We start from the raw sequence: 25,465 nt of genomic DNA on the forward strand, positions 1-25,465 counted from the left end.
CGGGCGGGCTGCCCCAAAATGGAGCATAAAAAAACCGGCCGCGGGGGCCGGTTGATTCACTATCAGGCTGAAATTACAGCTTGGCAGCGTTTTCAGACAGGTATTTTGCCACGCCGTCTGGGGAAGCGCCCATACCTGCTTTGCCTTTTTCCCACTGAGCCGGGCACACTTCACCGTGCTCTTCGTGGAATTGCAGCGCGTCAACGGTACGGATCATTTCGTCGATGTTACGGCCGATTGGCAGGTCGTTAACCACCTGAGCACGTACGATGCCGTCTTTGTCGATCAGGAAGGAGCCGCGCAGCGCAACGCCGGCTTCCGGGTGTTCGATGCCGTAAGCTTTCTGGATTTCACGCTTAACGTCAGCAACCATTGCGTATTTCACTTCACCGATGCCGCCTTTGTCGACAGGGGTTTTACGCCATGCGTTGTGAACGAATTCTGAGTCGAAGGAAACGCCAACCACTTCAACGCCACGCTTCTGGAACTCTTCATAGCGGTGATCGAAAGCGATCAGCTCGGAAGGGCATACGAAGGTGAAGTCCATTGGCCAGAAGAACAGCACGGCTGGTTTGCCGTTCAGGTGCTTCTTCAGGTTGAAGTTTTCAACGATTTCGCCGCTACCCAGTACGGCAGCTGCAGTGAAGTCAGGGGCTTGACGAGTTACCAGGACCATAATTACTCCTGTAATAGGTGTTAAAGGGTGGATGTAAAAGCAAGGGCCAGTATAGGGGCCGTGACTTGGTGAATAAAGGGTAAAAGACCAATCGATGAGATAGCTTTCACCTATCAAAGTCGTTGATATATTTTATCGAGCTTTAAAAATAACCTTTTCCCACAAAAGGGCAAGCGGCAAAACGTAAATTCTTGCAAGGCGCAGCAATTTCAAACGCTTGGGCTTGACCTCAGAGCGTTTTTTCCTTCGCCTGCCGCATCATTTGCGGATAAAACTGCCAGAATTGTGTTTCAAGCTGATGATAATGTTGTTCGACATCGGCGAACGAGCCGGCCAGCGCTTCGAGGCGCGGGCGGCGGCTGGCCATGCCCTGCAACACTCGGGCGATGAACGGCAATTCGGCGTAGCGTTCCAGCCAGCGCTCCGGCCACAGATAGCCGTTCAGGTTCTGAAAACGCGGCGGCGTGAGCGGCAGGTAAGGTTCGATCTGGCTGCGGGCTTCCTGGGTAAACTGGTGCAGATCGCGCGAGGGCTCCAGCTGCTGCCAGTGGCGCGCCAAAAAATGGTCCCACACCACGTCGAGGGTGATCGGCGCCACGCGGCGGTAGGGGGCGCTGAAATAGTCGCGGCTGGTTTTGACCTGCGGCAGGCTGTCGGTCAACACGTCGACGCGGCGGTGCATCATGATGCCGGCCACCACGTCGGGCTGGTAGTCGGCGGCGGGATTGCCGCGCACGAAGTCGGCCAGCAGGTTGCCCAGCAGCGAGCTGTCCGCCAGCATGGCCAGGTGAAGATGAGCGAGAAAATTCATCCCTCAACTATACCTGAAGTCAGGCAAATCCTCCTTATTTCTTGCCGCTGACCGCCCCCGGCTTTAGACTAGGCCGCCTGTTTTTTACCAACCAGCCCTAAATTGAAGAAGTGAATACCCATGCGCGTCGCTGATTTTTCGTTTGAACTTCCCGAATCCCTGATTGCCCATTATCCCCAGGCCGAGCGCAGCGCATGCCGCCTGCTGCAGCTGGACGGGCCGAGCGGGGCGCTGACGCATGGTATATTCACCGATCTGCTGGACAAGCTGGAGGCCGGCGATCTGCTGGTGTTCAACAATACCCGCGTGATCCCGGCGCGGATGTTCGGCCGCAAGGTCAGCGGCGGCAAGATTGAAGTGCTGGTGGAGCGCGTGTTGGACGACCATCGCGTGCTGGCGCACGTGCGCGCGTCGAAAGCGCCGAAGCCGGGCGCCGAGCTGCTGCTGGGGGATGACGAGAGCATCGCCGCCACCATGGTGGCGCGCCATGAGACGCTGTTCGAGCTGCGTTTCAACGACGAGCGCGACGTATTCACCATTCTCAACGCGGCCGGCCATATGCCGCTGCCGCCGTATATCGCTCGCCCGGATGAAGACGCCGACCGCGAGCTGTATCAGACGGTCTACAGCGAGAAGCCGGGCGCGGTCGCCGCGCCGACCGCCGGCCTGCATTTCGACGAACCGCTGCTGGCGGCGCTGCGCGCCAAGGGCGTGGAAATGGCGTTCGTGACGCTGCACGTCGGCGCCGGCACCTTCCAGCCGGTGCGCGTGGAAACCATCGAAGATCACGTGATGCACGCCGAATACGCCGAAGTGCCGCAGGAGGTGGTCGATGCGGTGCTGGCCTGCAAAGCGCGCGGCAAGCGCGTGGTGGCGGTGGGCACCACCTCGGTGCGTTCGCTGGAAAGCGCCGCGGCGGCCAGCAAAGAGGCGCTGATTGCGCCGTTCTTCGGCGACACCAGCATCTTTATCTATCCGGGCTATCACTACCAGGTGATCGACGCGCTGGTGACCAACTTCCACCTGCCTGAATCCACCCTGATCATGCTGGTGTCGGCCTTCGCCGGCTATAAAAATACCATGAACGCCTATCAGCAGGCGGTGGCCGAGCAGTATCGCTTTTTCAGCTACGGCGATGCGATGTTCATCAGCCGTAACCCGCGGGCGGAAAACGAATCCGTCGGCGGCTAAATTCCCGGGCTGCGCGCACGGCGCGGCCCCGTTTCAACGACATCAGACTGTTTCTCTGATGCTGGAGGCTTTGTGAAGTACGAACTACAAACTACCGATGGCCGCGCTCGCCGCGGCCGCCTGATTTTCGACCGCGGCGTGGTGGAAACCCCGGCCTTTATGCCGGTCGGTACCTACGGTACGGTCAAGGGCATGACGCCGGAAGAAGTGAAAGAGACCGGCGCGCAGATCCTGCTGGGCAACACCTTCCACCTGTGGCTGCGCCCGGGCCAGGAGATCATGAAACTGCACGGCGATCTGCACGACTTCATGCAGTGGCCAGGTCCGATCCTCACCGACTCCGGCGGTTTCCAGGTGTTCAGCCTGGGGGCGATGCGCAAGATCAAAGAGGAAGGCGTGTACTTCCGCAACCCGATCAACGGCGACAAGGTGTTCCTGAGCCCGGAAAAATCGATGGAGATCCAGTATGACCTGGGCTCCGACATCGTGATGATCTTCGACGAATGCACGCCATACCCGGCCGACTGGGACTACGCCAAGCGTTCGATGGAAATGTCGCTGCGTTGGGCACAGCGCAGCCGCAAGCGTTTCGACGAACTGGAAAATAAAAATGCGCTGTTCGGCATCATTCAGGGCGGCGTTTACGAAGATTTACGTGATGTTTCCGTCAAAGGGCTGGTGGATATCGGCTTTGACGGGTACGCTGTGGGCGGCTTGGCTGTAGGCGAGCCGAAAGAGGATATGCATCGCATTCTTGAACACGTTTGCCCGCAAATTCCGGAAGATAAGCCACGCTATTTGATGGGCGTCGGCAAGCCGGAAGATTTGGTGGAAGGCGTGCGCCGCGGCATCGACATGTTCGATTGCGTCATGCCGACCCGCAACGCCCGCAACGGCCATTTGTTCGTGACTGACGGTGTGGTAAAAATCCGTAATGCCAAGCACAAGGATGATACTTCTCCGCTGGATAAGGACTGTGATTGCTACACTTGTCGCCATTACAGCCGCGCCTACTTGCACCATCTCGACCGTTGCAACGAAATATTGGGTGCTCGACTGAACACGATTCATAACCTGCGTCACTACCAGCGCCTGATGGCGGGTTTACGCCAGGCTATCGAAGAGGGTAAATTAGAGCAGTTTGTTGCGGATTTCTATGGTCGGATCGGCAAGCCGATTCCGCCTTTAAACGCTTGATCTAATAATTGATAACTTAATGAGGGAATTTCAATGAGCTTTTTCATTTCTGACGCCGTCGCATCCGCAGGGGCTCCGGCTCAGGGAAGCCCGTACTCTCTGATCATTATGCTGGTGGTGTTCGGCCTGATCTTCTACTTCATGATCCTGCGCCCACAGCAGAAACGCGCGAAAGATCACAAGAAGCTGATGGACTCCATCGGTAAAGGCGACGAAGTGCTGACCACCGGCGGCCTGATCGGTCGCGTGACCAAAGTGGCCGACACCGGCATCATCGCCATCGCGCTGAACGACACCACGGAAGTGATGATCAAGCGTGACTTCGTGGCGGCCGTTCTGCCGAAAGGTACCATGAAGGCCCTGTAATCTTTTTTCCCGAAGGGAATTGCCGTGCTAAACCGTTATCCTTTGTGGAAGTATCTGATGTTGATCGTCGTGATCCTCGTCGGTCTGCTTTATGCGCTTCCCAACATCTACGGTGAGGATCCGGCCGTACAAATCACTGGCGCGCGCGGCGTCGCCGCCAGTGAAACTACGCTGGACCAGGTCCGTACCGTATTAGAAAAAGACAACATCGCGAGCAAGTCGATTGCGCTGGAAAATGGCGCCATCCTGGCTCGCTTTAAAGATCCTGACGTTCAGCTGCGCGCCCGCGAAGCGCTGGTGACCGAGCTGGGTGACAAATTCGTCGTGGCGCTGAACCTGGCGCCGGCCACGCCGACCTGGCTGGCCATGCTGGGCGCAGAGCCGATGAAACTCGGCCTGGACCTGCGCGGCGGCGTGCACTTCCTGATGGAAGTGGACATGGACACCGCGTTGAGCAAGCTGCAGGAACAGACCATGGATACCCTGCGCAGCGAGCTGCGTGAGAAGGGCATTCCTTACGCGTCTATCCGCAAGCTGGACAACAACGGCGTGGAAGTTCGCTTCCGCGACGATGCGGCCCGTGACCAGGCCATCAGCTACATCGGCCCGCGTCAGCGCGATCTGGTGCTGTCCGCCAATGGCGCCAACACCATGAAAGCCAACCTGACGGACGCCCGTCTGAGCGAAGCGCGCGAATACGCCGTACAGCAGAACATCACTATCCTGCGTAACCGCGTCAACCAGCTCGGCGTCGCCGAACCGCTGGTGCAGCGCCAGGGCGCCGACCGCATCGTGGTTGAGCTGCCGGGCATTCAGGACACCGCGCGCGCCAAAGAAATTCTGGGCGCCACCGCGACCCTGGAGTTCCGTCTGGTGAACACCAATGCGGATGCCACTGCGGCGGCCAACGGCCGCGTGCCGGGCGACTCCGAGGTGAAATACACCCGTGACGGCCAGCCGATCGTGCTGTACAAGCGCGTGATCCTGACCGGTGACCACATCACCGACTCCACTTCGAGCACCGACGAATACAACCAGCCGCAGGTTAACATCTCGCTGGACAGCGCCGGCGGCACGTCGATGTCCAACTTCACCAAGGACAACATCGGCAAGCCGATGGCGACTCTGTTCGTGGAGTATAAGGACAGCGGCAAGAAAGACGCCAACGGCCGTGCGGTGCTGGTGAAACAGGAAGAAGTGATCAACGTGGCGAACATTCAGTCGCGTCTGGGCAACAGCTTCCGCATCACCGGCATCGGCAACCCGAACGAAGCGCGCCAGCTTTCGCTGCTGCTGCGTGCGGGTGCGCTGATCGCGCCGATTCAGATCGTCGAAGAGCGCACCATCGGTCCAACCCTGGGTCAGCAGAACATCACCCAAGGTCTGGAAGCCTGTCTGTGGGGCCTGGTGGCGTCCATCGTCTTCATGGTGGTCTGGTACCGTAAGTTCGGCGTGATCGCCACCACGGCGCTGGTCGCCAACCTGGTGCTGATCGTCGGCGTGATGTCTCTGTTGCCGGGGGCGACGCTGACCATGCCGGGCATTGCCGGGATCGTGTTGACGCTGGCGGTGGCGGTTGACGCCAACGTACTGATTAACGAACGTATCAAGGAGGAGCTGAAGAACGGCAGGTCCGTTCAGCAGGCGATCCATGAGGGCTATAAAGGCGCGTTCTCCAGTATCGTCGACGCCAACATCACCACCCTGATCACCGCGGTCATCCTGTACGCAGTGGGCACCGGTTCGATCAAGGGCTTTGCGATCACCACCGCTATCGGTGTGGCGACGTCCATGTTCACCGCGATTGTCGGTACCCGAGCCATCGTCAACCTGCTTTACGGCGGCAAACGCATTAACAAGCTGTCTATCTGAGGAGTGCGTTGTGGCACAGGATTATACTGTTGAGCAACTCAACTACGGCCGTAAAGTCTACGACTTTATGCGCTGGGACTATTTGGCCTTCGGCATCTCGTTGCTGCTGTTGGTCGCGTCGATTGTCACCATGTCGGTGCGCGGGTTTAACTGGGGTCTGGATTTCACCGGCGGTACGGTGATTGAAATCAACCTGGAGAAGCCGGCTAACCTCGACCTGATGCGCGATACGCTGGAGAAGGCCGGGTTCCAGGATCCGATCATCCAGAACTTCGGCAGCAGCCGCGACGTGATGGTACGCATGCCACCGGCGACCGGCACCGCAGGCCAGGAACTGGGCAACAAGGTGATCGGCGTGATCAACGACTCGGTGGATAAAAACGCCACCGTGAAGCGCATCGAGTTCGTCGGCCCGAGCGTGGGCAGCGAACTGGCGCAAACCGGCGGCATGGCGCTGCTGGTGGCGTTGATCTGTATCCTGATCTACGTCGGTTTCCGCTTCGAATGGCGCCTGGCGCTGGGGGCGGTTATCGCGCTGGCGCACGACGTGATCATCACGCTGGGCGTGCTGTCGCTGTTCCATATCGAGATTGACCTGACCATCGTCGCGTCCCTGATGTCGGTTATCGGTTACTCGCTGAACGACAGCATCGTGGTATCCGACCGTATTCGTGAGAACTTCCGCAAGATCCGCCGCGGCACGCCTTACGAGATCATGAACGTGTCGTTGACCCAGACGCTGAGCCGTACGCTGATGACTTCCGGTACTACCCTGATGGTGGTGCTGATGCTGTACATCTTCGGTGGCGCGATGCTGCAAGGCTTCTCGCTGGCGATGCTGATCGGCGTGTCGATCGGTACCGTTTCCTCCATCTACGTCGCGTCCGCGCTGGCGTTGAAGCTGGGGATGAAACGCGAGCACATGCTGCAGCAAAAAGTGGAAAAAGAGGGCGCGGATCAGCCTTCGATTCTGCCTTAACCGCCGCAGTATTCAGCGAAATGAGAAGGAGCGCCATCGGCGCTCCTTTTTTTTGCCTCGAGTTTTCAGTGTTGCTGCACCACCGCCGGTTGGGCGGTCGAAACCAGACTGTGCAGACGGATATAGCCGAGCTGTTCCGGCGTCAGGCCGCTGAAGCGCAGCTCGAAATCCTGACCGGGTTTCGGCAGCAGCGAGTCGGCGCTGACGATCGGTTGCGACAGCGCCTCGGCGGTCAACGGCCGGCCGGTGGCCTCATCCAGTTGGCCCCATTCCACGACCGCGTTGAACGGCGGCAGCGTGGCCTGTGAGAGGATGCGCACATGCAGCTGCGCCTGCGTGCCGTTGGCTTCGCTCTTGATGTGGCTCAGCGAAACGCTCAGCTCGCCGATGCCGCTCTGCAAACGGGCGGCGCTTCGGGCCGCCGGCAGCAGGTAGACGCCGTTGTCGGAGTGCTGATTGAGCATATTCTGCCGCTCCAACGCGGTGGTTTGATCGGTCAGCACGCTCACTTTCTGGTTCAGCGCGGCGACCTGATGGCGCAGTTGAGGGACGGCGGGATTGTGCGCGCAGCCTGCCAGCAACACGGCGGCGGCGAGCAGGGCGATTTTGGGGTAACAGGTTGTCATGACGGCGATTTCCTATGCTGAATCTCCTGTTATCAGCTTAGTCCGCCCGGAGGGGAAAGTCATATCGGCGCCGCTTCCCGGCTGCGTGTCGCAACAAATGGCCGCCGCCCTTTGTTGTGGCTGCACTTCGGGGTAAACTGCATTTATCTATAAAAACGTTTATCAGGACGTGTTATGCATTGCCCTTTCTGCGCCGCCGTTGATACCAAAGTCATTGATTCCCGCCTGGTGGGGGACGGTTCGCAAGTGCGCCGCCGCCGCCAATGTCTGGTGTGCAATGAACGCTTCACCACCTTCGAGGTGGCCGAGCTGGTGATGCCGCGAGTGATTAAAAGCGATGAGGTGCGCGAGCCGTTCAACGAAGACAAACTGCGCCGCGGCATGCTGAAAGCGCTGGAAAAGCGCCCGGTAAGCTCGGACGACGTGGAAAACGCCCTTAACCATATCAAATCCCAACTGCGCGCCACCGGCGAACGCGAAGTGCCGACCAAACTGGTGGGCAACCTGGTGATGGACGCGTTGAAAAAGCTGGATAAGGTGGCCTACATTCGCTTTGCGTCGGTGTACCGCAGCTTCGAGGACGTGCGCGAGTTCGGCGAAGAGATTGCCCGCCTGCAAGACTAAAGGATCTTTCATGCATCACGACGAATTTTACATGGCGCGTGCCTTCGAACTGGCGCGCCTGGGGCGTTTCACCACCGCGCCCAATCCGAACGTCGGCTGCGTTATCGTGCGCGACGGCGAAATTGTCGGTGAAGGCTATCACTTGCGCGCCGGCGAGCCGCACGCGGAAGTGCACGCGCTGCGTATGGCGGGCGACAAGGCGCGCGGCGCCACCGCCTATGTCACGCTCGAACCGTGCAGCCATCACGGCCGCACGCCGCCCTGCGCCGATGCGCTGGTGGCCGCCGGCGTAACGCGAGTGGTCGCGGCGATGCAAGATCCCAATCCGCAGGTGGCGGGGCGCGGGCTGTACAAGCTGCAGCAGGCCGGCGTCGAGGTGCGTCATGGCCTGATGCTGGCCGAAGCCGAAGCGGTCAACCTGGGCTTCCTCAAACGCATGCGCACCGGTTTCCCCTATGTACAGCTGAAGTTGGGCGCGTCGCTGGACGGGCGCACGGCGATGGCCTCCGGCGAGAGCCAGTGGATCACCTCACCCGAAGCGCGTCAGGACGTGCAGCGCCTGCGCGCGCAGAGCGCCGCGATCCTCAGCACCAGCGCCACCGTGCTGGCGGACGATCCGTCGCTGACGGTGCGTTGGGATGAGTTGGATGCCGAGACCCAGCGCCTCTATCCGCGCGAAAATCTGCGTCAGCCGCTGCGCATCCTGCTCGACAGCCAAAACCGTATCACCCCGCAGCACCGCGTGGTGCAGCAGCCGGGCGCCACCTGGCTGGCGCGCCTGCAGGCGGATGAACAGGCCTGGCCGCAAGACGTTGAGCAGTTTATCTGTCCGGCGCACGGCGGCGGCGTCGATCTGGTGGTGATGATGATGCTGTTGGCCAAGCGCCAGGTGAATTCAATCTGGGTGGAGGCGGGCGCATCGCTGGCCGGCGCGCTGCTGCAGGCCGGCCTGGTGGATGAGCTCATTTTGTACATCGCGCCGAAACTGTTGGGCGATAATGGCCGTGGCCTGTGCCACCTGCCGGGCCTGGAGCGGTTGGCCGACGCGCCGGAATTCGTCTTTAGCGACGTGCGCCAGGTTGGCCCCGATCTGCGTTTGCGCCTGCGGGCGAAACACTGAATCTCGCGCCCGCGCGCCGGTTTTACAAAAGCGCCGCGCAGGCGATGAAAGAATATGATAGAATCCGCCCCCCTGCGGGGTATTGAACCCATTTTTAAGGAAAGCCCATGAAAGTTATCGAAGGTGTTGTTGCTACTCCAAATGCCCGTGTGGCGATCGCAATTGCACGTTTTAACAATTTCATCAACGACAGCCTGCTGGAAGGCGCCATCGACGCGCTGAAACGCATTGGTCAGGTTGCAGACGACAACATCACCGTTGTCTGGGTCCCGGGCGCTTACGAGCTGCCGCTGACGGCGAGCGTATTGGCCAAAACCGGCAAATACGACGCGGTTATCGCGCTGGGCACCGTTATCCGTGGGGGCACCGCGCACTTCGAATATGTGGCGGGCGAAGCCAGCTCCGGCATCGGCAACGTTGCGATGAATGCCGAAATCCCGGTTGCCTTTGGCGTGCTGACCACCGAAAGCATCGAACAGGCGATCGAACGCGCCGGCACCAAAGCGGGCAACAAGGGCGCTGAAGCCGCGTTGACCGCACTTGAAATGATTAATGTTATCAAAGCTATTAAAGCCTGAATTTAGTTAAGGGGAATTCCGTGAAACCTGCTGCTCGTCGCCGCGCTCGTGAGTGCGCTGTTCAAGCGCTTTACTCTTGGCAGTTGTCTAAAAACGACCTTGCCGATGTTGAACACCAGTTCCTGACGGAGCAGGATGTCAAAGATGTTGACGTCGCCTATTTTCGCGAGTTGCTGTCCGGCGCGGCAGTGAATGCAGGTATGCTGGACGAACTGATGGCGCCATACCTGTCGCGTCAGCTCGAAGAGCTGGGCCAGGTGGAGCGCGCAGTGCTGCGCGTCGCGCTGTTTGAACTGAAAATGCGCGAGGATGTCCCTTACAAGGTGGCGATCAACGAAGCGATCGAGCTGGCGAAAACCTTCGGCGCGGAAGACAGCCACAAGTTTGTGAACGGGGTGCTGGATAAAGTGGCGCCAACCCTTCGCAAGAAAAAGTAAAACATTAAGGCCGGTATCCCCGGCCTTAATTTCTTCTCGTGGAATATCGATATGGCATGCGGCGAATTTGACCTCATTGCCCGCTATTTTGACCGGTTTAAGCGCGTGCGCCGGGATGTACAGTTGGGCATTGGAGATGACTGCGCACTGCTGGCAGTGCCGGAAAAACAGCTGGTGGCCGTCAGTACCGATACGTTGGTGGCGGGCGTGCACTTCTTGCCGGATATCGATCCGGCCGATCTCGGTTATAAAGCGCTGGCGGTCAATCTCAGCGATCTGGCGGCGATGGGCGCCGATCCGGCGTGGCTCTCGCTGGCCCTGACCCTGCCGGAGGTGAACGAGCCCTGGCTGAAGGCCTTCAGCGACAGCCTGTTTGATCAGCTCAACTATTACGGCATGCAACTGATCGGCGGCGATACCACGCGCGGCCCGCTGAGCATGACCTTGACCATTCAGGGCTTGATCCCGGCCGGCCGGGCGTTGACCCGCAGCGGCGCGCGCATCGGCGACTGGATCTATGTGACCGGCACGCTGGGCGACAGCGCCGCCGGTTTGGCGATCCTGCAGGATCGTCTGGCGGTGACGGATACGGCGGCGCGCGATTACCTGATCGCTCGCCATCTGCGCCCGCAGCCGCGGGTGTTGCAGGGGCAGGCGCTGCGCGATCTGGCCAGCTCGGCGATCGACATCTCCGACGGCCTGATCTCCGATCTGAAACACATCCTGAAGGCCAGCGACTGTGGCGCACGCATCGTGCTGGACGAGCTGCCGATGTCGCAGGCGCTGAGCAGCCACGCGGATGCCGAGCAGGCGCTGCGTTGGGCGCTGGCGGGCGGCGAAGATTACGAGCTGTGTTTCACCGTGCCGGAAATCAACCGCGGCGCGTTGGAAGTGGCGCTGAGCCACCTCGGGGCCGACTACACCTGTATCGGTCAGATTGGTCCGCTGTCTGAAGGCATCCGCTATTATCGCAACGACGAGGCGGTGGAGCTGGACTGGGTCGGGTTCGACCATTTCAATGCGGAGCCGGGCAACCATGGATGAAGCCAAGCGCCGGCTGCGGATGAGCAATCCGTGGCACCTGCTGGCCACCGGTTTTGGCAGCGGTTTGTCGCCGGTGATGCCGGGTACCATGGGATCGCTGGCGGCGATCCCGTTCTGGCTGCTGCTGATCCAACTGCCGTGGCAGCTCTACTCGCTGACGGTGATGTTCAGCATTTGCATCGGCGTCTATATTTGCCACCGCACGGCAAAAGACATGAAGGTGCACGATCACGGCAGCATCGTCTGGGATGAGTTCGTCGGCATGTGGATCACGCTGATGGCGCTGCCGGTCAACGACTGGCGCTGGGTCGCCGCCGGTTTCGTCATCTTCCGCATTCTGGATATGTGGAAGCCGTGGCCGATCCGTTGGTTCGACCGCAATGTGCATGGCGGCATGGGCATCATGGTCGACGATATCATCGCCGGCGTGCTGTCCGCCGGTATCATCTACCTGATTGGCCACCACTGGCCGATCGGGCTGTTCTGACCGCCGGGCGCGGCGTTTCGCGCCCGCTTCTCTTATTCAAACCCCGTCACCCGATGCGGCACGTAAGCCGTCTCCAGTTCCGCCACCTCTTGCGGCGACAGACTCAAATCGACCGCGGCGATGGCGTCATCCAACTGCTCGCTGCGTGACGCGCCGACGATCGGCGCGCTGACCGCCGGTTTGTTCAGCAACCAGGCCAGCGCGATCTGCGCGCGTGAAACGCCGCGTTCTTCGGCGAGGCTGGCGACGCGTTCGGCGATGATGGCGTCGATGCCTTCAGTTTCCTCGTACAGGCTTTTGCCGAACTGGTCGGAGACCAGCCGCGCGGTAGTTTCGCCCCAGGGGCGGGTCAGGCGGCCGCGTGCCAGCGGGCTCCACGGCAGCACGGCGATGCCTTCGGCGGCGCACAGCGGGTGCATCTCGCGCTCTTCTTCGCGCTGGATCAGGTTGTATTGATCCTGCATGCTGACGAAGCGCGTCCAGCCGTGCAGATCGGCGGTATACAGCGCCTTGGCGAACTGCCAGGCGTACATCGAGGAGGCGCCGATGTAACGAGCCTTACCGGCTTTTACCACGTCGTGCAGCGCTTCCAGCGTCTCTTCCAGCGGCGTTTCGTAATCCCAGCGGTGGATTTGCAGCAAATCGACATAGTCGGTGCCGAGACGGCGCAGGCTGTCGTCGATGGACTGCATGATGTTGGCGCGCGACAAACCGCGCTTCAGATTGCTCAGCGGGAAATAGACCTTGGTGGCGATAACGACGTCCTCGCGGCGTGCATAGTCGCGCAGCGCCCGGCCGAGGATCTCCTCGCTGCTGCCGTCGGAATAGCTGTTGGCGGTGTCGAAAAAGTTGATGCCGGCTTCCAGCGCCTGTTTCAGCAGCGGGCGGCTGCTCTCTTCCGGCAGCGTCCAGGCGTGATTGCCGCGGTTCGGTTCGCCATAGGTCATGCAACCCAGGCAGATGCGCGAGACGTTCAGATCGGTGTTGCCCAGTTTCAGGTACTTCATGCTTGCCTCCCATTCACAGCTCAGACAGTAACTGTAGCGCGGATCCCGGAGGGCGGAAACGAAAACGCCCCCGAAGGCGGAGGCGTTTTATCAGGCGCGGGCGGCGATTACTGCGCCAGCCAGGTTTCGATTTGGCGCTGAATGCCGGCGGCGTCCAGCCCCAGATCGGCGCGCAGTTCTTCCTGGGTGCCCTGTGAGACGAAGCTGTCCGGCAGGCCGAGGTTCAGCACCGGCACCGGACGGCGTTTGGCCATCAGCAGTTCGTTGACGCCGCTGCCGGCGCCGCCCATGATGGCGTTCTCTTCCAGCGTGACCAGCGTTTCATGGCTGGCGGCCAGTTCGAGCACCAGCTGCTCGTCCAGCGGCTTGACGAAGCGCATGTCGACCAGCGTGGCGTTGAGCGCTTCCGCCGCTTGCGCGGCCTCCGGCAGGAGGGTGCCGAAGTTGAGAATGGCGATCTTTTCCCCCTGGCGGCGCACCACGCCTTTGCCGATCGGCAGCATGTTGAGCGGCTCCAGCGCCGCGCCGGTGCCGGTGCCGCGCGGATAGCGCACGGCGCTCGGGCCGTCGTTATAGTGATAGCCGGTATACAGCATCTGGCGGCATTCGTTTTCGTCGCTCGGCGTCATGATCACCATGGTCGGGATGCAGCGCATGAACGACAGATCGAACGCCCCCTGGTGGGTCTGGCCGTCGGCGCCGACGATGCCGCCGCGATCGATGGCGAACATCACCGGCAGGTTTTGGATCGCCACGTCATGGATCAACTGATCGTAGGCGCGTTGCAGGAAGGTGGAATAGATCGCCACCACCGGCTTGTAGCCGCCGATCGCCAGCCCGGCGGCGAAGGTGACCGCGTGCTGTTCGGCGATCGCCACATCGAAATATTGCTGCGGATAGTCGCGAGAGAACTGCACCATGCCGGAGCCTTCGCGCATCGCCGGCGTGATCGCCATCAGTGAGCTGTCTTTGGCGGCGGTTTCACACAGCCAGTCGCCGAAGATTTTCGAATAGGTCGGCAGACCGCCGGCGCTTTTCGGCAGCGTGCCGCTGGCGGGATCGAACTTCGGCACCGCGTGGAAGCTAATTGGGTCCTTCTCCGCCGGCGCGTAACCGCGGCCTTTCTTGGTCATGATGTGCAACAGCTGCGGGCCTTTCAGATCGCGCATGTTTTTCAACGTGGCGACCAGCCCCTGCACGTCGTGGCCGTCTACCGGGCCGATGTAGTTGAAGCCCAGCTCTTCGAACAGCGTGCCTGGCACCACCATGCCTTTCAGGTGCTCTTCGGTGCGTTTCACCAGCTCCTTGATCGGCGGCACGCCGGCCAGCACTTTCTTGCCGCCTTCGCGCAGGGTGGAGTAAAGCTTGCCGGACAGTAGCTGCGCCAGATGGTTGTTCAGCGCGCCGACGTTTTCCGAGATCGACATCTCGTTGTCGTTCAGCACCACCAGCATGTCCGGATTGATATCGCCGGCGTGGTTCATCGCTTCGAACGCCATGCCGGCGGTGATGGCGCCGTCGCCGATCACGCACACCGTGCGGCGGCCCTTGCCTTCACGCTCTGCCGCCACCGCCATGCCGAGGCCGGCGCTGATCGAGGTCGACGAATGGCCGACTGACAGCACGTCGTATTCGCTTTCGGCGCGCCACGGGAAGGGGTGCAAGCCGTTCTTTTGCCGGATAGTGGCGATCCGGTCGCGGCGGCCGGTCAGAATTTTGTGCGGGTAGGCCTGGTGGCCGACGTCCCACACCAGATGATCGAACGGCGTGTTGTAGACGAAATGCAACGCCACCGTCAGTTCGACGGTACCCAGCCCGGAGGCAAAGTGGCCGCTGGAACGACTGACGCTGTTCAGCAGGTATTGCCGCAGCTCATCGCACAGCTTCGGCAAGCTCTCTTTGGGCAGTGAGCGGAGTTCCTCGGGGTTTTCCGCTAGCGCCAGGGTTGGGTATTTGGCTATATCAAGACTCATTCGATACTCATATCAGAGGAGTTAACGTCACACGTTAATTGTCGCGTTCAATAATGAAGCTGGCTAACGCTCGCAATGGCGCTGTGTTATAAGATTGCGCTGCCAAAGTGTCTAATGCAGCTAATGCTTCCTGATAGAGATCCCACGCTTTTGCTTTCGCGCTGTCAAGCCCGAGCAACGCCGGGTAGGTACTCTTTCCGTGTTGTTGGTCCGCGCCCTGGCGCTTGCCGATCTTTTCAGTCTCGCCGACAACGTCCAAAATGTCATCCTGCACCTGGAACGCCAGGCCAACCGCGGCGGCGTAACGATCCAGCTGCGGCAGCGCCGCTCGCCCGGCTTCGCCGGCGCTCAGCGCGCCCAGGCGCACCGCCGCGCGGATCAGCGCGCCGGTTTTGTGGCGGTGGATCTGTTCCAGCGCCTGCAGATCAACGCGCTTGCCTTCAGCTTCCAGATCCAGCGATTGGCCGCCGCACATGCCGGCGACGCCGCTGGCGGTCGCCAGTTCGGAGACCATCGCCAGCCGATCGCGCAGCGCCACGTCGGGCATCTCGGCATCGGCCAGGATCGAAAACGCCAGCGTTTGCAGCGCATCGCCGGCCAGGATCGCGTTGGCTTCGCCGAACTTAATATGACAGGTCGGCTGGCCACGGCGCAGATCGTCGTCGTCCATCGCCGGCAGATCGTCATGGATCAGCGAGTAGGCGTGGATGCATTCCACCGCCGCCGCCGGCGCGTCCAGGTTGCTCAGCGATACGCCGAACATCTGGCCGGTGGTGTACACCAGGAACGGACGCAGGCGCTTGCCGCCCAGCAAGGCGCCGTGACGCATCGCCGCCACCATGTTGCCGTCGTTGAACGGCAGCGGGGCGATGAAGTCCAGCAGCGCGCGATCGGCCCGCTGGCGGAAAATCTGCAGTTGATCGGCAAAAGCGGCCGATGGGGCGATCTCAGACATGTCGGTTACTCGGCATCCGGTGTGAAAGGCGCCAGCGCCGCATCGTCGGCGCTGTCGTTAAGAAGTATCTGCACACGCTGTTCCGCCTGTTGCAGTTTCTGCTGGCCTTGGCGCGCCAGCTGCACGCCGCGTTCGAATTCGTTCAGCGCGTCTTCCAGCGGCAGTTCGCCCGACTCCAGACGCGTCACGATGCTTTCCAGCTCGCCGAGGGCGCTTTCAAAGCTGGCTGTTTGCTCTGTACTGGCTGATTGTGCTGGTTTTTTCGGCATAATTTTCTTTTTACGTCATCATGTGAACCGTGGCGCCAGAGCCTATCCTAGCGGATCTTGATTAGCAAATCATGGCGCTCATGTGTGGTTTTGTGCGCAGAGCGCGGCGATATGGTGATATACTCCGCGCCGTAATTCTTATCTGACAACAAAGACCGCCATGAAGTTTATCATTAAATTGTTCCCGGAAATCACCATCAAGAGCCAATCTGTGCGCTTGCGCTTTATCAAGATTCTCTCGACCAATATTCGCAACGTCCTGAAGCAGTATGATGAAACGCTGGCGGTCGTCCGTCACTGGGATCATATCGAAGTTCGCGCCAAAGATGAAAACCAGCGGCCGATCATCGCCGACGCGCTGACGCGCATTCCCGGCATCCACCATATTCTGGAAGTGGAAGATCGCGCTTATACCGACATCCACCACATCTTCGAGCAGACGCTGGAAGCCTACCGCGCCCAGCTGGAAGGCAAAACCTTCTGCGTGCGCGTCAAGCGTCGCGGCAAGCAGGCGTTCAATTCGCAGGACGTGGAGCGTTACGTCGGCGGCGGCCTGAACCAGCATATCGAGAGCGCGCGCGTTAACCTGACCCGCCCGCAGATCACGGTAAACCTCGAGATTGAAGACGACAAGCTGATGCTGGTCAAACGCCGCCTCGAAGGCATCGGCGGTTACCCGGTCGGCACCCAGGAAGACGTGATGTCGCTGATTTCCGGCGGTTTCGACTCGGGCGTGTCCAGCTATATGCTGATGCGCCGCGGCTGCCGCGTGCACTTCTGCTTCTTCAACCTGGGCGGCGCCGCGCATGAGATTGGCGTGAAGCAGGTGGCGCACTACCTGTGGAACCGTTTCGCCAGCTCGCACAAGGTGCGCTTCGTCGCCATCGACTTCGAGCCGGTGGTGGGCGAGATCCTGGAGAAGGTCGACGACGGCCAGATGGGCGTGGTGCTCAAGCGCATGATGGTGCGTGCCGCTTCGCAAGTGGCCGAACGCTACGGCGTGCAGGCGCTGGTAACCGGTGAGGCGCTGGGGCAGGTGTCCAGCCAGACGCTGACCAACCTGCGCTTGATCGACAATGCGTCCGATACGCTGATCCTGCGTCCGCTGATTTCGCACGATAAAGAGCACATCATCAAGCTGGCGCGCGAAATCGGCACCGAAGACTTCGCCAAAACCATGCCGGAATATTGCGGCGTGATTTCGAAGAGCCCGACGGTGAAAGCCGTCAAGGCCAAGATCGAAGAGGAAGAGAGCCACTTCGATTTCAGCATTCTCGATCGGGTGGTGAGCGAAGCGAAGAACGTCGATATTCGCTCCATCGCCGAGCAGGCGCAGGAGCAGGTGACCGAAGTGGAAACCGTTGCGGCCTTCGGCGCCGACGAGGTGATCCTGGATATCCGCTCCAACGACGAGCAGGAAGAGAAGCCGCTGCAGCTGGAACAGGTTGAAGTGAAAGCGCTGCCGTTCTACAAGCTGAGCACCCAGTTCGGCGATCTGGATCAGAGCAAAACCTATCTGTTGTACTGCGAGCGCGGCGTGATGAGCCGCCTGCAGGCGCTGTACCTGCTGGAGCAGGGCTTCAGCAACGTGAAGGTTTATCGCCCGTAACGCGGGCAGCGGCGTAAACGAGAGGGGCTGAACTGGTGTTCAGCCCTTTTTTTATCGGCAAGCCGCTCAGTCGCGGAAATCGTACATCCCAGGGATCAGCACCAGCTGCGCGGCGATCTCCGCCGCTTTGGCCTTGCCGAGCAGCAGATCGATCAGCTTCAGCGCGAACTCCATCGCGGTGCCCGGCCCCTGGCTGGTGAGCAGGTTGACGCGCGCGTCATACACCACGCGGCGTTCCATCCATTTATCCGCCGGTATCTGGTCTTTCAGGCCCGGGAAACCGGTCATGTTGCCGACCGGGAACAGATCGTGGTGCTGCAGCACCAACGCCGGCGCCGCACAGATGGCGGCGACGATATTCCCCTGCAGGTGCATCTGCCGCACTTTTTCCACCAGCAACGGGCTGTCGCGGAAGCATTCCGCCCCCTTCAGGCCGCCGGGCAGCACGATGGCGTCGAAAGGCTCATCGACGATCGCCACCAGCGGCGCGTCGGCCAGCAGCTTGACGCCGCGCGAACAAACGATAGTCAGCTCGCCGTCGCCGGCGACGCTGGCGGTAGTGACTTTAACGCCCGCCCGCACCAGCAGATCGATGGTGGTGACGGCTTCGGTTTCTTCGCTACCAGGTGCCAGGCAAACCAGCGCCGATACGCTCATATTCATTTTCCTTTCGTTTAATCAATTCAAACAGCCGCGCATTCTCCGGCAGCGTGAGGCCGTGACTGCGCGCACGGCGCAGCAGGTAGCCGGTGATGTAGTCGATCTCGGTATGCCGCTGGCTGCGGATATCCTGCAGCATCGACGAAACGTTGTCGGCGGTGCTGTGGATCACGTCCATCACATATTGCATCAGGCCTTCGCAGGAGGTGTGGTAGCCCTCCATCGCCATCACGCTAGCGACTTCACGACACAGCGTTTCGATCTGCTCCGGGTAGCGCTGCAGATCGCCGTTGCGGCAGCCGTACAGCGCCGTCAGCGGGTTGATCACGCAGTTGACCGCCAGCTTGCGCCAGTTGGCCGAGGCGATGTTGTTGTGCCAGGCGACGTCGGGCAGCGCCTGATGCAGCACTTCCGCCAGGTGGCTGAAGTGCTGGGCGGCCGGTGAGGTGGGGCCGATGTGGGTGATGCCGGTGGCGACGTGGATAATGGTGCTGCCTTCGTGGCGCGCGGCGTGGGTGGTGGTGCCCTGCAAGATGGGCTGGCCGTTCGGCGGCAGCTCCTCCTGAGTGCCCATGCCGTTGTGCAGCAGCAAGATGGCGCAGCGGGGGTTCAGCTTCGGCAACAGCGCGCCGACCGCGCTGGATACCTGCCAGGCTTTCAGCGTCACCAGCAGCAGCTCGCTCTGCGCGAGGTGCTCCGGATCGTTGGTGGGCAAATTGCGATTAAACGAGACGCCTTCCGGCTCTATCACGTTCACGGCGCAAAAAGGCTGCGGCACTCTCAGCCATCCCTGTACATCGTGGCCCTGCTGATACAGCCGGGAGAGCCACAGTTGTCCGAGCGCGCCGCAACCAAGAATGGTTATTTTCATTCAGTCTCCTTGGAAACACGGGAATACCGCTCAATTACCGTGATCTAACTATAGGCTTTATGGCAGCCTGAAGCTCTATCCCTGCGTGCGTTCAGCAGATTTTGTCTGAGGCGGCAAAGCGGTTATCATGCTCGGCATCAAAATCGCCTAAGCTATTAGGCACTCATTCAGGAGGAAGAAGTATGCCATCTTTCGACATCGTTTCCGAAATTGATATGCAGGAAGTGCGTAACGCCGTTGAGAACGCCACCCGCGATCTCGGCACCCGCTGGGATTTTCGCAACGTGCCGGCCAGCTTTGAGCTAAACGAGAAAAACCAAAGCATCAAGGTTGCCACCGAGTCTGATTTCCAGGTGCAGCAGTTGCTCGACATTCTGCGCGAAAAGCTGAGCAAGCGCAGCATCGACGGCGCCGCGCTGGAGATCCCGGAAGAGTTTACCCACAGCGGTAAAACCTACAGCGTGGAAGCCAAGCTGAAGCAGGGGATTGAAACCTCTGTAGCGAAGAAAATCGTCAAGCTGATCAAAGACAGCAAGCTGAAGGTGCAGGCGCAGATCCAGGGCGAAGAAGTGCGGGTGACCGGCAAGTCACGCGACGATTTGCAGAGCGTGATGGCGTTGGTGCGCGGCGGCGATCTGGGGCAGCCGTTCCAGTTCAAGAACTTCCGCGATTAATCTCGACGGGGCCGGCATTGCCGGCCCCGTTTCTTTACAGCGAATTGACCAGCGCTTCCAACTGACCGCGATTGGTCTGCTTGGTGTCCACCTTGACGTAGGCGCTGCGCTCTTCCGGCACCACGATCGCCTCGGCCACGCCGGGCTGCGCCCTCAGGCGGCTTTCCAGCGCCGAATCCTTCACCGCCAGTTCAGACAGCGTAATGCGCAGGCTGCTGACATACGGCGGCTCTTTCATGGTGCTGCTGACCAGGAACCAAACGGCGGCCAATACCGCGCCGGCGATAAACACCAAGCCTGCCCCCTGCAAACCGTACAGCCAGCCGCCGAGGCTGCCGCCGATCGCCACGCCGATAAACTGGCTGGTGGAGTAGACCCCCATCGCGGTGCCCTTATAGCCGGCCGGTGATTCTTTGCTGATCAGCGAAGGCAGAATGGCTTCCATCACGTTGAAGGCCATGAAGAACAGCTGCACGCCGGCGATGATGCCCCACAGGTGCGCGCCGGAGAGCCACAGCAGCACTTCGGCGCAAAACAGCACCGCCACGCAGCCCATAAACACCTGCTTCATGCGGCGATATTTTTCGGCATAGATGATGAAAGGCACCACGGCAGCGAACGACACCAGCATGGTCACCAGGTAGACGATCCAGTGTTCGCTGGCCGCCAGCCCGGCTTTCTCCATCGCCAGCGGCAGCGCCACGAAGCTCGACATCAGCAGGATATGCAGACACATGATGCCGAAGTTGAGTTTCAACAGGCGCGAGTTGCTCAGCACTTTGCGGAAACTGCCGCGCACAATGCTGGATTCGCGGTTCAACAGGTGAGTATCGGCGGAAGGTACCACCGCCAATGTGATGGCGATCCCGGCCAGCGCCAGCACGGCGATCATCCAGAACAGCGCATGCAGGCCGAAGGCGTGGGTAATTATAGGGCCCAACACCATGGCGATGGCGAAGGTGATGCCGAAGCTGACACCGATGAACGCCATCGCTTTGGTGCGGTTCTGCTCGCGGGTCAGATCGGAGAGCAGCGCCATTACCGCGGCGGCGATCGCGCCGGAGCCTTGCAACGCGCGGCCGAGGATCACACCCCAGATAGAGTCGGTCGCGGCGGCGATCACGCTGCCGAGGGCAAAGATCAGCAGGCCGCCGACGATCAGCGGCTTACGGCCGATGCGATCGGACACCAGACCGAACGGGATCTGAAACACCGCCTGCGCCAGGCCGTAGATGCCGATGGCGATGCCGATCAGCGCTTCGCTGGCGCCGTTGAGCGCCATGCCGTAGGTGGTCAACACCGGCAATACCATAAACATGCCGAGCATGCGTAGGGAGAATACGGTGCCCAATCCCCAGGTGGCGCGGCGCTCCTGCGGGGTCATTGAATTATCGTTCACATCAAACCTCGGTAAAAACCATGCCATCAGACGTTGCGACAGCGCCTGATGGCATGATTTCTGTAAAGCTGCGTCATTTTAGTGTGCAGGGCAGGGGGGGTAAATCGAATGTTGTTTAACAGATATTACAGTTTGGCCGCTTTTCGGCGTGACAAATAAAATGGGCCGCATACGCGGCCCATTGACAGATGATTTGGCTTACCAAACGTAGGTCACCAGCGCTTCAGGCGCCGCCGTGGCGCTGAAGTCGATCGACATCATCACGCTCAGCGAGGTGATGGCGACGATGGAGAACACGAACAGTTTACGCGCCCAGACGCTGTCGTTTTCGGTTTTATAACCGCGCAGCGCCATGCCCAGCCACCATACGCTCACCGCCGCAGCGACGATCAGGTATTTGTAGCCGGCGTAGCCCACCAGGGTCAGCATCAGCGTGGCGATCATAAATGCCAGGATGTAGACCGTGATGTGGTTCTTGGCGACGGAAATGCCTTTCACCACCGGTAGCACCGGAATGTTGGCCGCCTGGTAATCTTTAAAGCGGAAGATAGCGATCGCATAAGAATGCGGCATCTGCCACAGGCTAAAGATAGCCAGCAGGATCAACGCGCCGGCGTCGAACTCGTTGGTGACCGCGCAGTAGCCGATAACCGGCGGCGCGGCGCCCGACAAGCTGCCGATCAGCGTGCCGTAGACCGAATGGCGTTTCATGTACAGGCTGTAAACGCCGACATAAACCACGAAGCCCATCACCGCCAGCCACATGGCCAGCGGGTTGGCCGCGATATACAGCAACGCGAAGCCCGCAATACCCAACACGGTCGCATAAACCAGGGTGACACTCGGCGCGATCAGGCCTTTTACCAGCACCCGATTCTTCGTTCTCTCCATTTTCTTGTCGATATCGCGGTCGATGTAGTTGTTAAACACACAGCCCGACGCGACCACCAACGAGACACCCACCAGGGTGGCGAGAAACAGGGGATAGTCGATGCTCCCTTTGGAAGCGAGCAGGAATCCCCCAACGACAGAAATTAAATTGCCGAAAATAATTCCTGGTTTAGTGACTTGCAGGTATTGCTTAATCATCACGTGCAGCTCAGCTCTTAATCGACCATCATATTGATGTTGAGGTTGTACATAATCCAGAGTGAACCTACAACAACGATACCGATGATCATAGCGGTGAACAGCAATGCCACCAGGTTCCAGCGCTCTTCCGATGAGGTGTTCATGTGCAGGAAGTAAACCAGGTGAACAATCACCTGGATAACCGCCATACCGACAACAACCGCCAGGATGGTTGAATGAGAGGCAGTGCCGTTCATTACCATCGCAAATGGAATTACCGTCAGGATGATCGACAGGATAAAGCCGATCAGGTATGACTTCACGCTGCCGTGGCTTGCGCCGCCGTGAGAGGTTTCATGGGATGAATGGCTCATTACATAACCCCCAGCAGGTAGACAACGGTAAATACGCAGATCCAGACCACGTCCAGGAAGTGCCAGAACAGGCTCAGGCACATCAGACGGGTTTTGTTGGTCGCGGTCAGGCCGAACTTGCTCACCTGAATCATCAGCACGATGATCCAAATCAGGCCGGAAGTCACGTGCAGACCGTGGGTGCCGACCAGCGCGAAGAAGCTGGACAGGAACGCGCTGCGATCCGGCCCGAAGCCTTCGGCGATCAGGTGATGGAATTCATAGATTTCCATCGCCACGAAGCCCAGACCAAACAGGAAGGTCAGGAACAACCAGGTGTTTACACCGCCAACTTTACCCTTGTTCATGGCGATCATCGCCATGCCGTAGGTGATGGAGCTGAACAACAGCAGGAAAGTTTCGACCAGGACAAACTTCAGGTCGAAGATGTCTTTGCCTGAGGGACCGCCAGCGGTCCCGTTCACCAGGACTGCATAAGTCGCGAACAAGCTCGCAAACAAAATACAGTCGCTCATCAGGTAGATCCAGAATCCGAAGACTTTGGTCTCTCCCGCGTCGTGGTGCCCATGCTCTGCATGGGCTGCGTTATGATTGGTCAGAGTTTCAGTTGACATGGTTCACGCCTGCTTTACGGATTTGTTCGTAGTGTTGGTTCTCAATGCGCTCGATTTCATCAACCTGCACATAGTAGTCAACATCGTGATCGAAGCTCTTGCCGATCCAGACAACGATCATACCGATGAAGCCGGCCAGAGCCATCCACCAGATTTCCCAAATCATTGCGAAACCGAATACCAGGCTGAAGAAGGCGATGATAACGCCGGCGCCGGTGTTCTTAGGCATATGAATCGGTTCGTATTTAGCCGGTTTCTTATAAGCTTCGCCTTTTTCTTTCATGTCCCAGAATTCATCGCGGTCATGAATCTGCGGCACTACGGCAAAGTTATAGAACGGCGGTGGAGACGAGGTTGACCACTCCAGAGTACGAGCACCCCATGGGTCACCGGTCAGATCGCGGTTTTGTTCGCGGTCACGGATACTGACGAAGATCTGGGTCAGCTGGCACAGGATGCCGCAGGCGATCAACGCCGCACCGCCGGCTGCAACCAGCAGCAGAGGGTGGAACTCAGGGTTGATGTTCTGGCTGATACGACGGGTCATGCCCATAAAGCCCAATGCGTACAGCGGCATGAAGGCGGTGAAGAAGCCGATGATCCAGAACCAGAACGCGCGGATGCCCCATTTTTCGTTCAGCGTGAAGCCGAAGGATTTCGGGAACCAGTAGGTCAGGCCCGCGAAGCAACCGAACACCACGCCGCCGATGATGACGTTGTGGAAGTGTGCGATCAGGAACAGGCTGTTGTGCAGCACGAAGTTCGCGCCCGGCACCGCCAGCAGAACGCCGGTCATACCACCCACGGAGAAGGTGATGATGAAGCCAACGGTCCACAGCATTGCGGAGTTGAGCTTGATGCGGCCCTGATACATGGTGAACAGCCAGTTGAAGATTTTCACCCCGGTCGGGATGGAAATGATCATGGTGGCGATACCGAAGAAGGCGTTAACGTTCGCGCCGGACCCCATGGTGAAGAAGTGGTGCAGCCAGACGATGAACGACAGAACGGTGATCGCGATGGTTGCCCATACCAGTGAGGTATAGCCGAACAGGCGTTTTCTGGAGAAGGTCGCGGTGACTTCGGAGAATACGCCGAACACCGGCAGAACCAGAATGTACACCTCTGGGTGACCCCAGGCCCAAATCAGGTTGATGTACATCATCATGTTGCCGCCCATATCATTGGTGAAGAAATGGGTGCCCAGATAGCGATCCAGGGTCAGCAGCGCGATGGTGACGGTCAGAATTGGGAAAGAAACGATGATCAGGACGTTGGTGCACAGCGCCGCCCAGGTGAACACCGGCATCTTCATCATAGGCATGCCAGGGGCACGCATCTTCAGAATGGTGGCGAAGAAGTTCACGCCGGTCAGCAGGGTACCCAGACCGGAAATCTGCAGACTCCAGATCCAGTAATCGACCCCGACGCCAGGACTGTACTCTTTACCCGACAGCGGCGGATACGCCAGCCAACCGGTCTGAGCGAACTCACCGACCCCCAGGGAGATGTTGATCAGCACCACGCCCACCACGAAGAACCAGAAGCTCAGGGAGTTCAGGAACGGGAAGGCGACGTCGCGCGCACCGATTTGCAGCGGCACCACGACGTTCATCAGGCCAACCACGAAAGGCATCGCCATGAAGAAGATCATGATGACGCCGTGCGCGGTGAAGATCTGGTCGTAGTGGTGCGGCGGCAGGAACCCGGCTTCGCCGGCGGACGCCAACGCCTGCTGGCTACGCATCATGATGGCGTCGGCAAAGCCGCGCAGCAGCATGACCATCGCCACGATGATGTACATGATACCAATTTTTTTATGGTCGACCGAAGTCAGCCATTCGCTCCACAGCCACTTCCATTTACCGAAATACGTCAGCAGCGCCAGCACTGCCAGGCCCCCGACAATAATTGCGGCTACGGTGACCATGATGATCGGTTCGTGGTACGGAACCGCATCAAGTGTTAATTTTCCCAACAT

Annotated in this window: 27 protein-coding genes; 13 read left to right on the plus strand and 14 right to left on the minus strand. The window is 59.7% G+C overall.

Features of this window, described 5'->3' with window-relative positions:
• Positions 1–73 precede the first annotated feature (73 nt).
• Both WFM45_RS00725 and WFM45_RS00730 read right to left on the minus strand, forming a co-directional pair.
• The gene (locus WFM45_RS00725; RefSeq protein WP_004940403.1) at positions 74–676 is read right to left on the minus strand and encodes a peroxiredoxin C; all 603 of its coding nucleotides are present in this window, start codon (positions 674–676) and stop codon (positions 74–76) included.
• A gap of 229 nt (positions 677–905) precedes the next feature.
• Positions 906–1,487 (minus strand): ACP phosphodiesterase, encoded by a 582-nt coding sequence (locus tag WFM45_RS00730; protein WP_004940396.1) that lies wholly within the window; start codon positions 1,485–1,487, stop codon positions 906–908.
• Between the two features lie 120 nt (positions 1,488–1,607).
• Between WFM45_RS00730 and queA the strand changes: the two genes are divergently transcribed.
• From queA to secF, 5 genes are all read left to right on the plus strand, one after another.
• Complete coding sequence (gene queA / locus WFM45_RS00735; protein ID WP_085336559.1) at positions 1,608–2,678, plus strand: tRNA preQ1(34) S-adenosylmethionine ribosyltransferase-isomerase QueA; 1,071 nt, start codon at positions 1,608–1,610, stop codon at positions 2,676–2,678.
• Positions 2,679–2,750: 72 nt separating this feature from the next.
• Positions 2,751–3,875, plus strand: coding sequence for a tRNA guanosine(34) transglycosylase Tgt (gene tgt, locus WFM45_RS00740; protein WP_033634014.1), 1,125 nt, complete (start codon positions 2,751–2,753; stop codon positions 3,873–3,875).
• 33 nt (positions 3,876–3,908) lie between these two features.
• Positions 3,909–4,241 (plus strand): preprotein translocase subunit YajC, encoded by a 333-nt coding sequence (gene yajC, locus WFM45_RS00745; RefSeq protein WP_004940391.1) that lies wholly within the window; start codon positions 3,909–3,911, stop codon positions 4,239–4,241.
• Between the two features lie 24 nt (positions 4,242–4,265).
• Positions 4,266–6,113 (plus strand): protein translocase subunit SecD, encoded by a 1,848-nt coding sequence (secD, locus tag WFM45_RS00750; RefSeq protein WP_004940390.1) that lies wholly within the window; start codon positions 4,266–4,268, stop codon positions 6,111–6,113.
• 10 nt (positions 6,114–6,123) lie between these two features.
• Positions 6,124–7,092, plus strand: coding sequence for a protein translocase subunit SecF (gene secF / locus WFM45_RS00755; protein ID WP_004940389.1), 969 nt, complete (start codon positions 6,124–6,126; stop codon positions 7,090–7,092).
• A gap of 65 nt (positions 7,093–7,157) precedes the next feature.
• Here secF and WFM45_RS00760 read toward each other — a convergent pair whose 3' ends face one another.
• Positions 7,158–7,718 (minus strand): DUF3251 domain-containing protein, encoded by a 561-nt coding sequence (locus WFM45_RS00760; protein ID WP_060558709.1) that lies wholly within the window; start codon positions 7,716–7,718, stop codon positions 7,158–7,160.
• Between the two features lie 174 nt (positions 7,719–7,892).
• On the opposite strand from WFM45_RS00760, the gene nrdR reads away from it, so the two are divergent.
• The 6 genes from nrdR (at position 7,893) to pgpA (ending at position 12,008) form a co-directional block, all read left to right on the plus strand.
• Positions 7,893–8,342, plus strand: a complete 450-nt coding sequence (gene nrdR / locus WFM45_RS00765) for a transcriptional regulator NrdR (protein ID WP_004940387.1) — start codon at positions 7,893–7,895, stop codon at positions 8,340–8,342.
• Positions 8,343–8,352: 10 nt separating this feature from the next.
• The gene (gene ribD, locus WFM45_RS00770) at positions 8,353–9,462 is read left to right on the plus strand and encodes a bifunctional diaminohydroxyphosphoribosylaminopyrimidine deaminase/5-amino-6-(5-phosphoribosylamino)uracil reductase RibD (protein WP_021504683.1); all 1,110 of its coding nucleotides are present in this window, start codon (positions 8,353–8,355) and stop codon (positions 9,460–9,462) included.
• Between the two features lie 107 nt (positions 9,463–9,569).
• A complete protein-coding gene (ribH, locus tag WFM45_RS00775; RefSeq protein WP_004940385.1) occupies positions 9,570–10,040 on the plus strand; it encodes a 6,7-dimethyl-8-ribityllumazine synthase in 471 nt (156 codons plus the stop codon).
• Between the two features lie 20 nt (positions 10,041–10,060).
• Positions 10,061–10,477: a transcription antitermination factor NusB gene (nusB, locus tag WFM45_RS00780; protein WP_004940384.1), complete on the plus strand. Its 417-nt coding sequence runs from the start codon at positions 10,061–10,063 to the stop codon at positions 10,475–10,477.
• A 51-nt stretch (positions 10,478–10,528) separates the two neighbouring features.
• Positions 10,529–11,521 carry a thiamine-phosphate kinase gene (gene thiL / locus WFM45_RS00785; RefSeq protein WP_033634011.1) on the plus strand — a complete coding sequence of 331 codons (993 nt, stop codon included), beginning with the start codon at positions 10,529–10,531 and terminating at the stop codon, positions 11,519–11,521.
• Positions 11,514–12,008: a phosphatidylglycerophosphatase A gene (pgpA, locus tag WFM45_RS00790; RefSeq protein ID WP_033634010.1), complete on the plus strand. Its 495-nt coding sequence runs from the start codon at positions 11,514–11,516 to the stop codon at positions 12,006–12,008. Before thiL ends, pgpA begins: the two co-directional genes overlap by 8 nt.
• Before the next feature lie 32 nt (positions 12,009–12,040).
• On the opposite strand, the gene WFM45_RS00795 is transcribed toward pgpA, so the two are convergent.
• The 4 genes from WFM45_RS00795 to xseB all read right to left on the minus strand — a co-directional run bounded on the left by WFM45_RS00795 (position 12,041) and on the right by xseB (position 16,212).
• Positions 12,041–13,015 (minus strand): aldo/keto reductase, encoded by a 975-nt coding sequence (locus WFM45_RS00795; RefSeq protein ID WP_033634009.1) that lies wholly within the window; start codon positions 13,013–13,015, stop codon positions 12,041–12,043.
• A gap of 107 nt (positions 13,016–13,122) precedes the next feature.
• On the minus strand, positions 13,123–14,988 hold the full coding sequence (gene dxs / locus WFM45_RS00800) for a 1-deoxy-D-xylulose-5-phosphate synthase (protein ID WP_004940380.1): 1,866 nt from the start codon (positions 14,986–14,988) through the stop codon (positions 13,123–13,125).
• A 34-nt stretch (positions 14,989–15,022) separates the two neighbouring features.
• Positions 15,023–15,943 carry a (2E,6E)-farnesyl diphosphate synthase gene (gene ispA / locus WFM45_RS00805; RefSeq protein ID WP_033634008.1) on the minus strand — a complete coding sequence of 307 codons (921 nt, stop codon included), beginning with the start codon at positions 15,941–15,943 and terminating at the stop codon, positions 15,023–15,025.
• Positions 15,944–15,948: 5 nt separating this feature from the next.
• Positions 15,949–16,212: an exodeoxyribonuclease VII small subunit gene (xseB, locus tag WFM45_RS00810; RefSeq protein ID WP_015376838.1), complete on the minus strand. Its 264-nt coding sequence runs from the start codon at positions 16,210–16,212 to the stop codon at positions 15,949–15,951.
• Positions 16,213–16,372: 160 nt separating this feature from the next.
• Here xseB and thiI point away from each other — a divergent pair, with 160 nt between their 5' ends.
• The gene (thiI, locus tag WFM45_RS00815) at positions 16,373–17,821 is read left to right on the plus strand and encodes a tRNA uracil 4-sulfurtransferase ThiI (RefSeq protein WP_082997066.1); all 1,449 of its coding nucleotides are present in this window, start codon (positions 16,373–16,375) and stop codon (positions 17,819–17,821) included.
• A 66-nt stretch (positions 17,822–17,887) separates the two neighbouring features.
• Here the strand turns inward: thiI and yajL are convergent, their stop codons facing one another.
• On the minus strand, positions 17,888–18,478 hold the full coding sequence (gene yajL, locus WFM45_RS00820) for a protein deglycase YajL (RefSeq protein WP_019454200.1): 591 nt from the start codon (positions 18,476–18,478) through the stop codon (positions 17,888–17,890).
• A complete protein-coding gene (panE, locus tag WFM45_RS00825) occupies positions 18,441–19,352 on the minus strand; it encodes a 2-dehydropantoate 2-reductase (RefSeq protein ID WP_033634005.1) in 912 nt (303 codons plus the stop codon). The genes yajL and panE overlap by 38 nt, the downstream gene beginning before the upstream one ends.
• Before the next feature lie 182 nt (positions 19,353–19,534).
• Here panE and WFM45_RS00830 point away from each other — a divergent pair, with 182 nt between their 5' ends.
• Positions 19,535–20,026 carry a YajQ family cyclic di-GMP-binding protein gene (locus WFM45_RS00830; RefSeq protein ID WP_004940373.1) on the plus strand — a complete coding sequence of 164 codons (492 nt, stop codon included), beginning with the start codon at positions 19,535–19,537 and terminating at the stop codon, positions 20,024–20,026.
• Positions 20,027–20,060: 34 nt separating this feature from the next.
• Here the strand turns inward: WFM45_RS00830 and WFM45_RS00835 are convergent, their stop codons facing one another.
• From WFM45_RS00835 to cyoB, 5 genes are all read right to left on the minus strand, one after another.
• Positions 20,061–21,425 (minus strand): MFS transporter, encoded by a 1,365-nt coding sequence (locus tag WFM45_RS00835; RefSeq protein WP_004940371.1) that lies wholly within the window; start codon positions 21,423–21,425, stop codon positions 20,061–20,063.
• 198 nt (positions 21,426–21,623) lie between these two features.
• Positions 21,624–22,514 (minus strand): heme o synthase, encoded by an 891-nt coding sequence (gene cyoE / locus WFM45_RS00840; RefSeq protein ID WP_015376842.1) that lies wholly within the window; start codon positions 22,512–22,514, stop codon positions 21,624–21,626.
• 17 nt (positions 22,515–22,531) lie between these two features.
• Positions 22,532–22,870 (minus strand): cytochrome o ubiquinol oxidase subunit IV, encoded by a 339-nt coding sequence (locus tag WFM45_RS00845; RefSeq protein WP_004940369.1) that lies wholly within the window; start codon positions 22,868–22,870, stop codon positions 22,532–22,534.
• Entirely contained in the window at positions 22,870–23,484 is a 615-nt protein-coding gene (locus tag WFM45_RS00850; protein WP_004940367.1) for a cytochrome o ubiquinol oxidase subunit III, read from the minus strand. Before WFM45_RS00850 ends, WFM45_RS00845 begins: the two co-directional genes overlap by 1 nt.
• Entirely contained in the window at positions 23,474–25,465 is a 1,992-nt protein-coding gene (gene cyoB / locus WFM45_RS00855; RefSeq protein WP_004940366.1) for a cytochrome o ubiquinol oxidase subunit I, read from the minus strand. Before cyoB ends, WFM45_RS00850 begins: the two co-directional genes overlap by 11 nt.

The organism is Serratia sp. KG1D (genome assembly GCF_037150675.1).
GTDB lineage: Bacteria > Pseudomonadota > Gammaproteobacteria > Enterobacterales > Enterobacteriaceae > Serratia > Serratia nematodiphila.

Excerpts from the sequence above, each read along its gene's own strand:
- WFM45_RS00725 (WP_004940403.1), bottom strand. The coding sequence starts at position 676 with ATGGTCCTGGTAACTCGTCAAGCCCCTGACTTCACTGCAGCTGCCGTA.
- WFM45_RS00730 (WP_004940396.1), bottom strand. The coding sequence starts at position 1,487 with ATGAATTTTCTCGCTCATCTTCACCTGGCCATGCTGGCGGACAGCTCG.
- queA (WP_085336559.1), top strand. The coding sequence starts at position 1,608 with ATGCGCGTCGCTGATTTTTCGTTTGAACTTCCCGAATCCCTGATTGCC.
- yajC (WP_004940391.1), top strand. The coding sequence starts at position 3,909 with ATGAGCTTTTTCATTTCTGACGCCGTCGCATCCGCAGGGGCTCCGGCT.
- WFM45_RS00760 (WP_060558709.1), bottom strand. The coding sequence starts at position 7,718 with ATGACAACCTGTTACCCCAAAATCGCCCTGCTCGCCGCCGCCGTGTTG.
- nrdR (WP_004940387.1), top strand. The coding sequence starts at position 7,893 with ATGCATTGCCCTTTCTGCGCCGCCGTTGATACCAAAGTCATTGATTCC.
- ribD (WP_021504683.1), top strand. The coding sequence starts at position 8,353 with ATGCATCACGACGAATTTTACATGGCGCGTGCCTTCGAACTGGCGCGC.
- ribH (WP_004940385.1), top strand. The coding sequence starts at position 9,570 with ATGAAAGTTATCGAAGGTGTTGTTGCTACTCCAAATGCCCGTGTGGCG.
- thiL (WP_033634011.1), top strand. The coding sequence starts at position 10,529 with ATGGCATGCGGCGAATTTGACCTCATTGCCCGCTATTTTGACCGGTTT.
- pgpA (WP_033634010.1), top strand. The coding sequence starts at position 11,514 with ATGGATGAAGCCAAGCGCCGGCTGCGGATGAGCAATCCGTGGCACCTG.
- WFM45_RS00795 (WP_033634009.1), bottom strand. The coding sequence starts at position 13,015 with ATGAAGTACCTGAAACTGGGCAACACCGATCTGAACGTCTCGCGCATC.
- dxs (WP_004940380.1), bottom strand. The coding sequence starts at position 14,988 with ATGAGTCTTGATATAGCCAAATACCCAACCCTGGCGCTAGCGGAAAAC.
- ispA (WP_033634008.1), bottom strand. The coding sequence starts at position 15,943 with ATGTCTGAGATCGCCCCATCGGCCGCTTTTGCCGATCAACTGCAGATT.
- xseB (WP_015376838.1), bottom strand. The coding sequence starts at position 16,212 with ATGCCGAAAAAACCAGCACAATCAGCCAGTACAGAGCAAACAGCCAGC.
- thiI (WP_082997066.1), top strand. The coding sequence starts at position 16,373 with ATGAAGTTTATCATTAAATTGTTCCCGGAAATCACCATCAAGAGCCAA.
- yajL (WP_019454200.1), bottom strand. The coding sequence starts at position 18,478 with ATGAGCGTATCGGCGCTGGTTTGCCTGGCACCTGGTAGCGAAGAAACC.
- panE (WP_033634005.1), bottom strand. The coding sequence starts at position 19,352 with ATGAAAATAACCATTCTTGGTTGCGGCGCGCTCGGACAACTGTGGCTC.
- WFM45_RS00830 (WP_004940373.1), top strand. The coding sequence starts at position 19,535 with ATGCCATCTTTCGACATCGTTTCCGAAATTGATATGCAGGAAGTGCGT.
- cyoE (WP_015376842.1), bottom strand. The coding sequence starts at position 22,514 with ATGATTAAGCAATACCTGCAAGTCACTAAACCAGGAATTATTTTCGGC.
- WFM45_RS00845 (WP_004940369.1), bottom strand. The coding sequence starts at position 22,870 with ATGAGCCATTCATCCCATGAAACCTCTCACGGCGGCGCAAGCCACGGC.
- WFM45_RS00850 (WP_004940367.1), bottom strand. The coding sequence starts at position 23,484 with ATGTCAACTGAAACTCTGACCAATCATAACGCAGCCCATGCAGAGCAT.
- cyoB (WP_004940366.1), bottom strand. The coding sequence starts at position 25,465 with ATGTTGGGAAAATTAACACTTGATGCGGTTCCGTACCACGAACCGATC.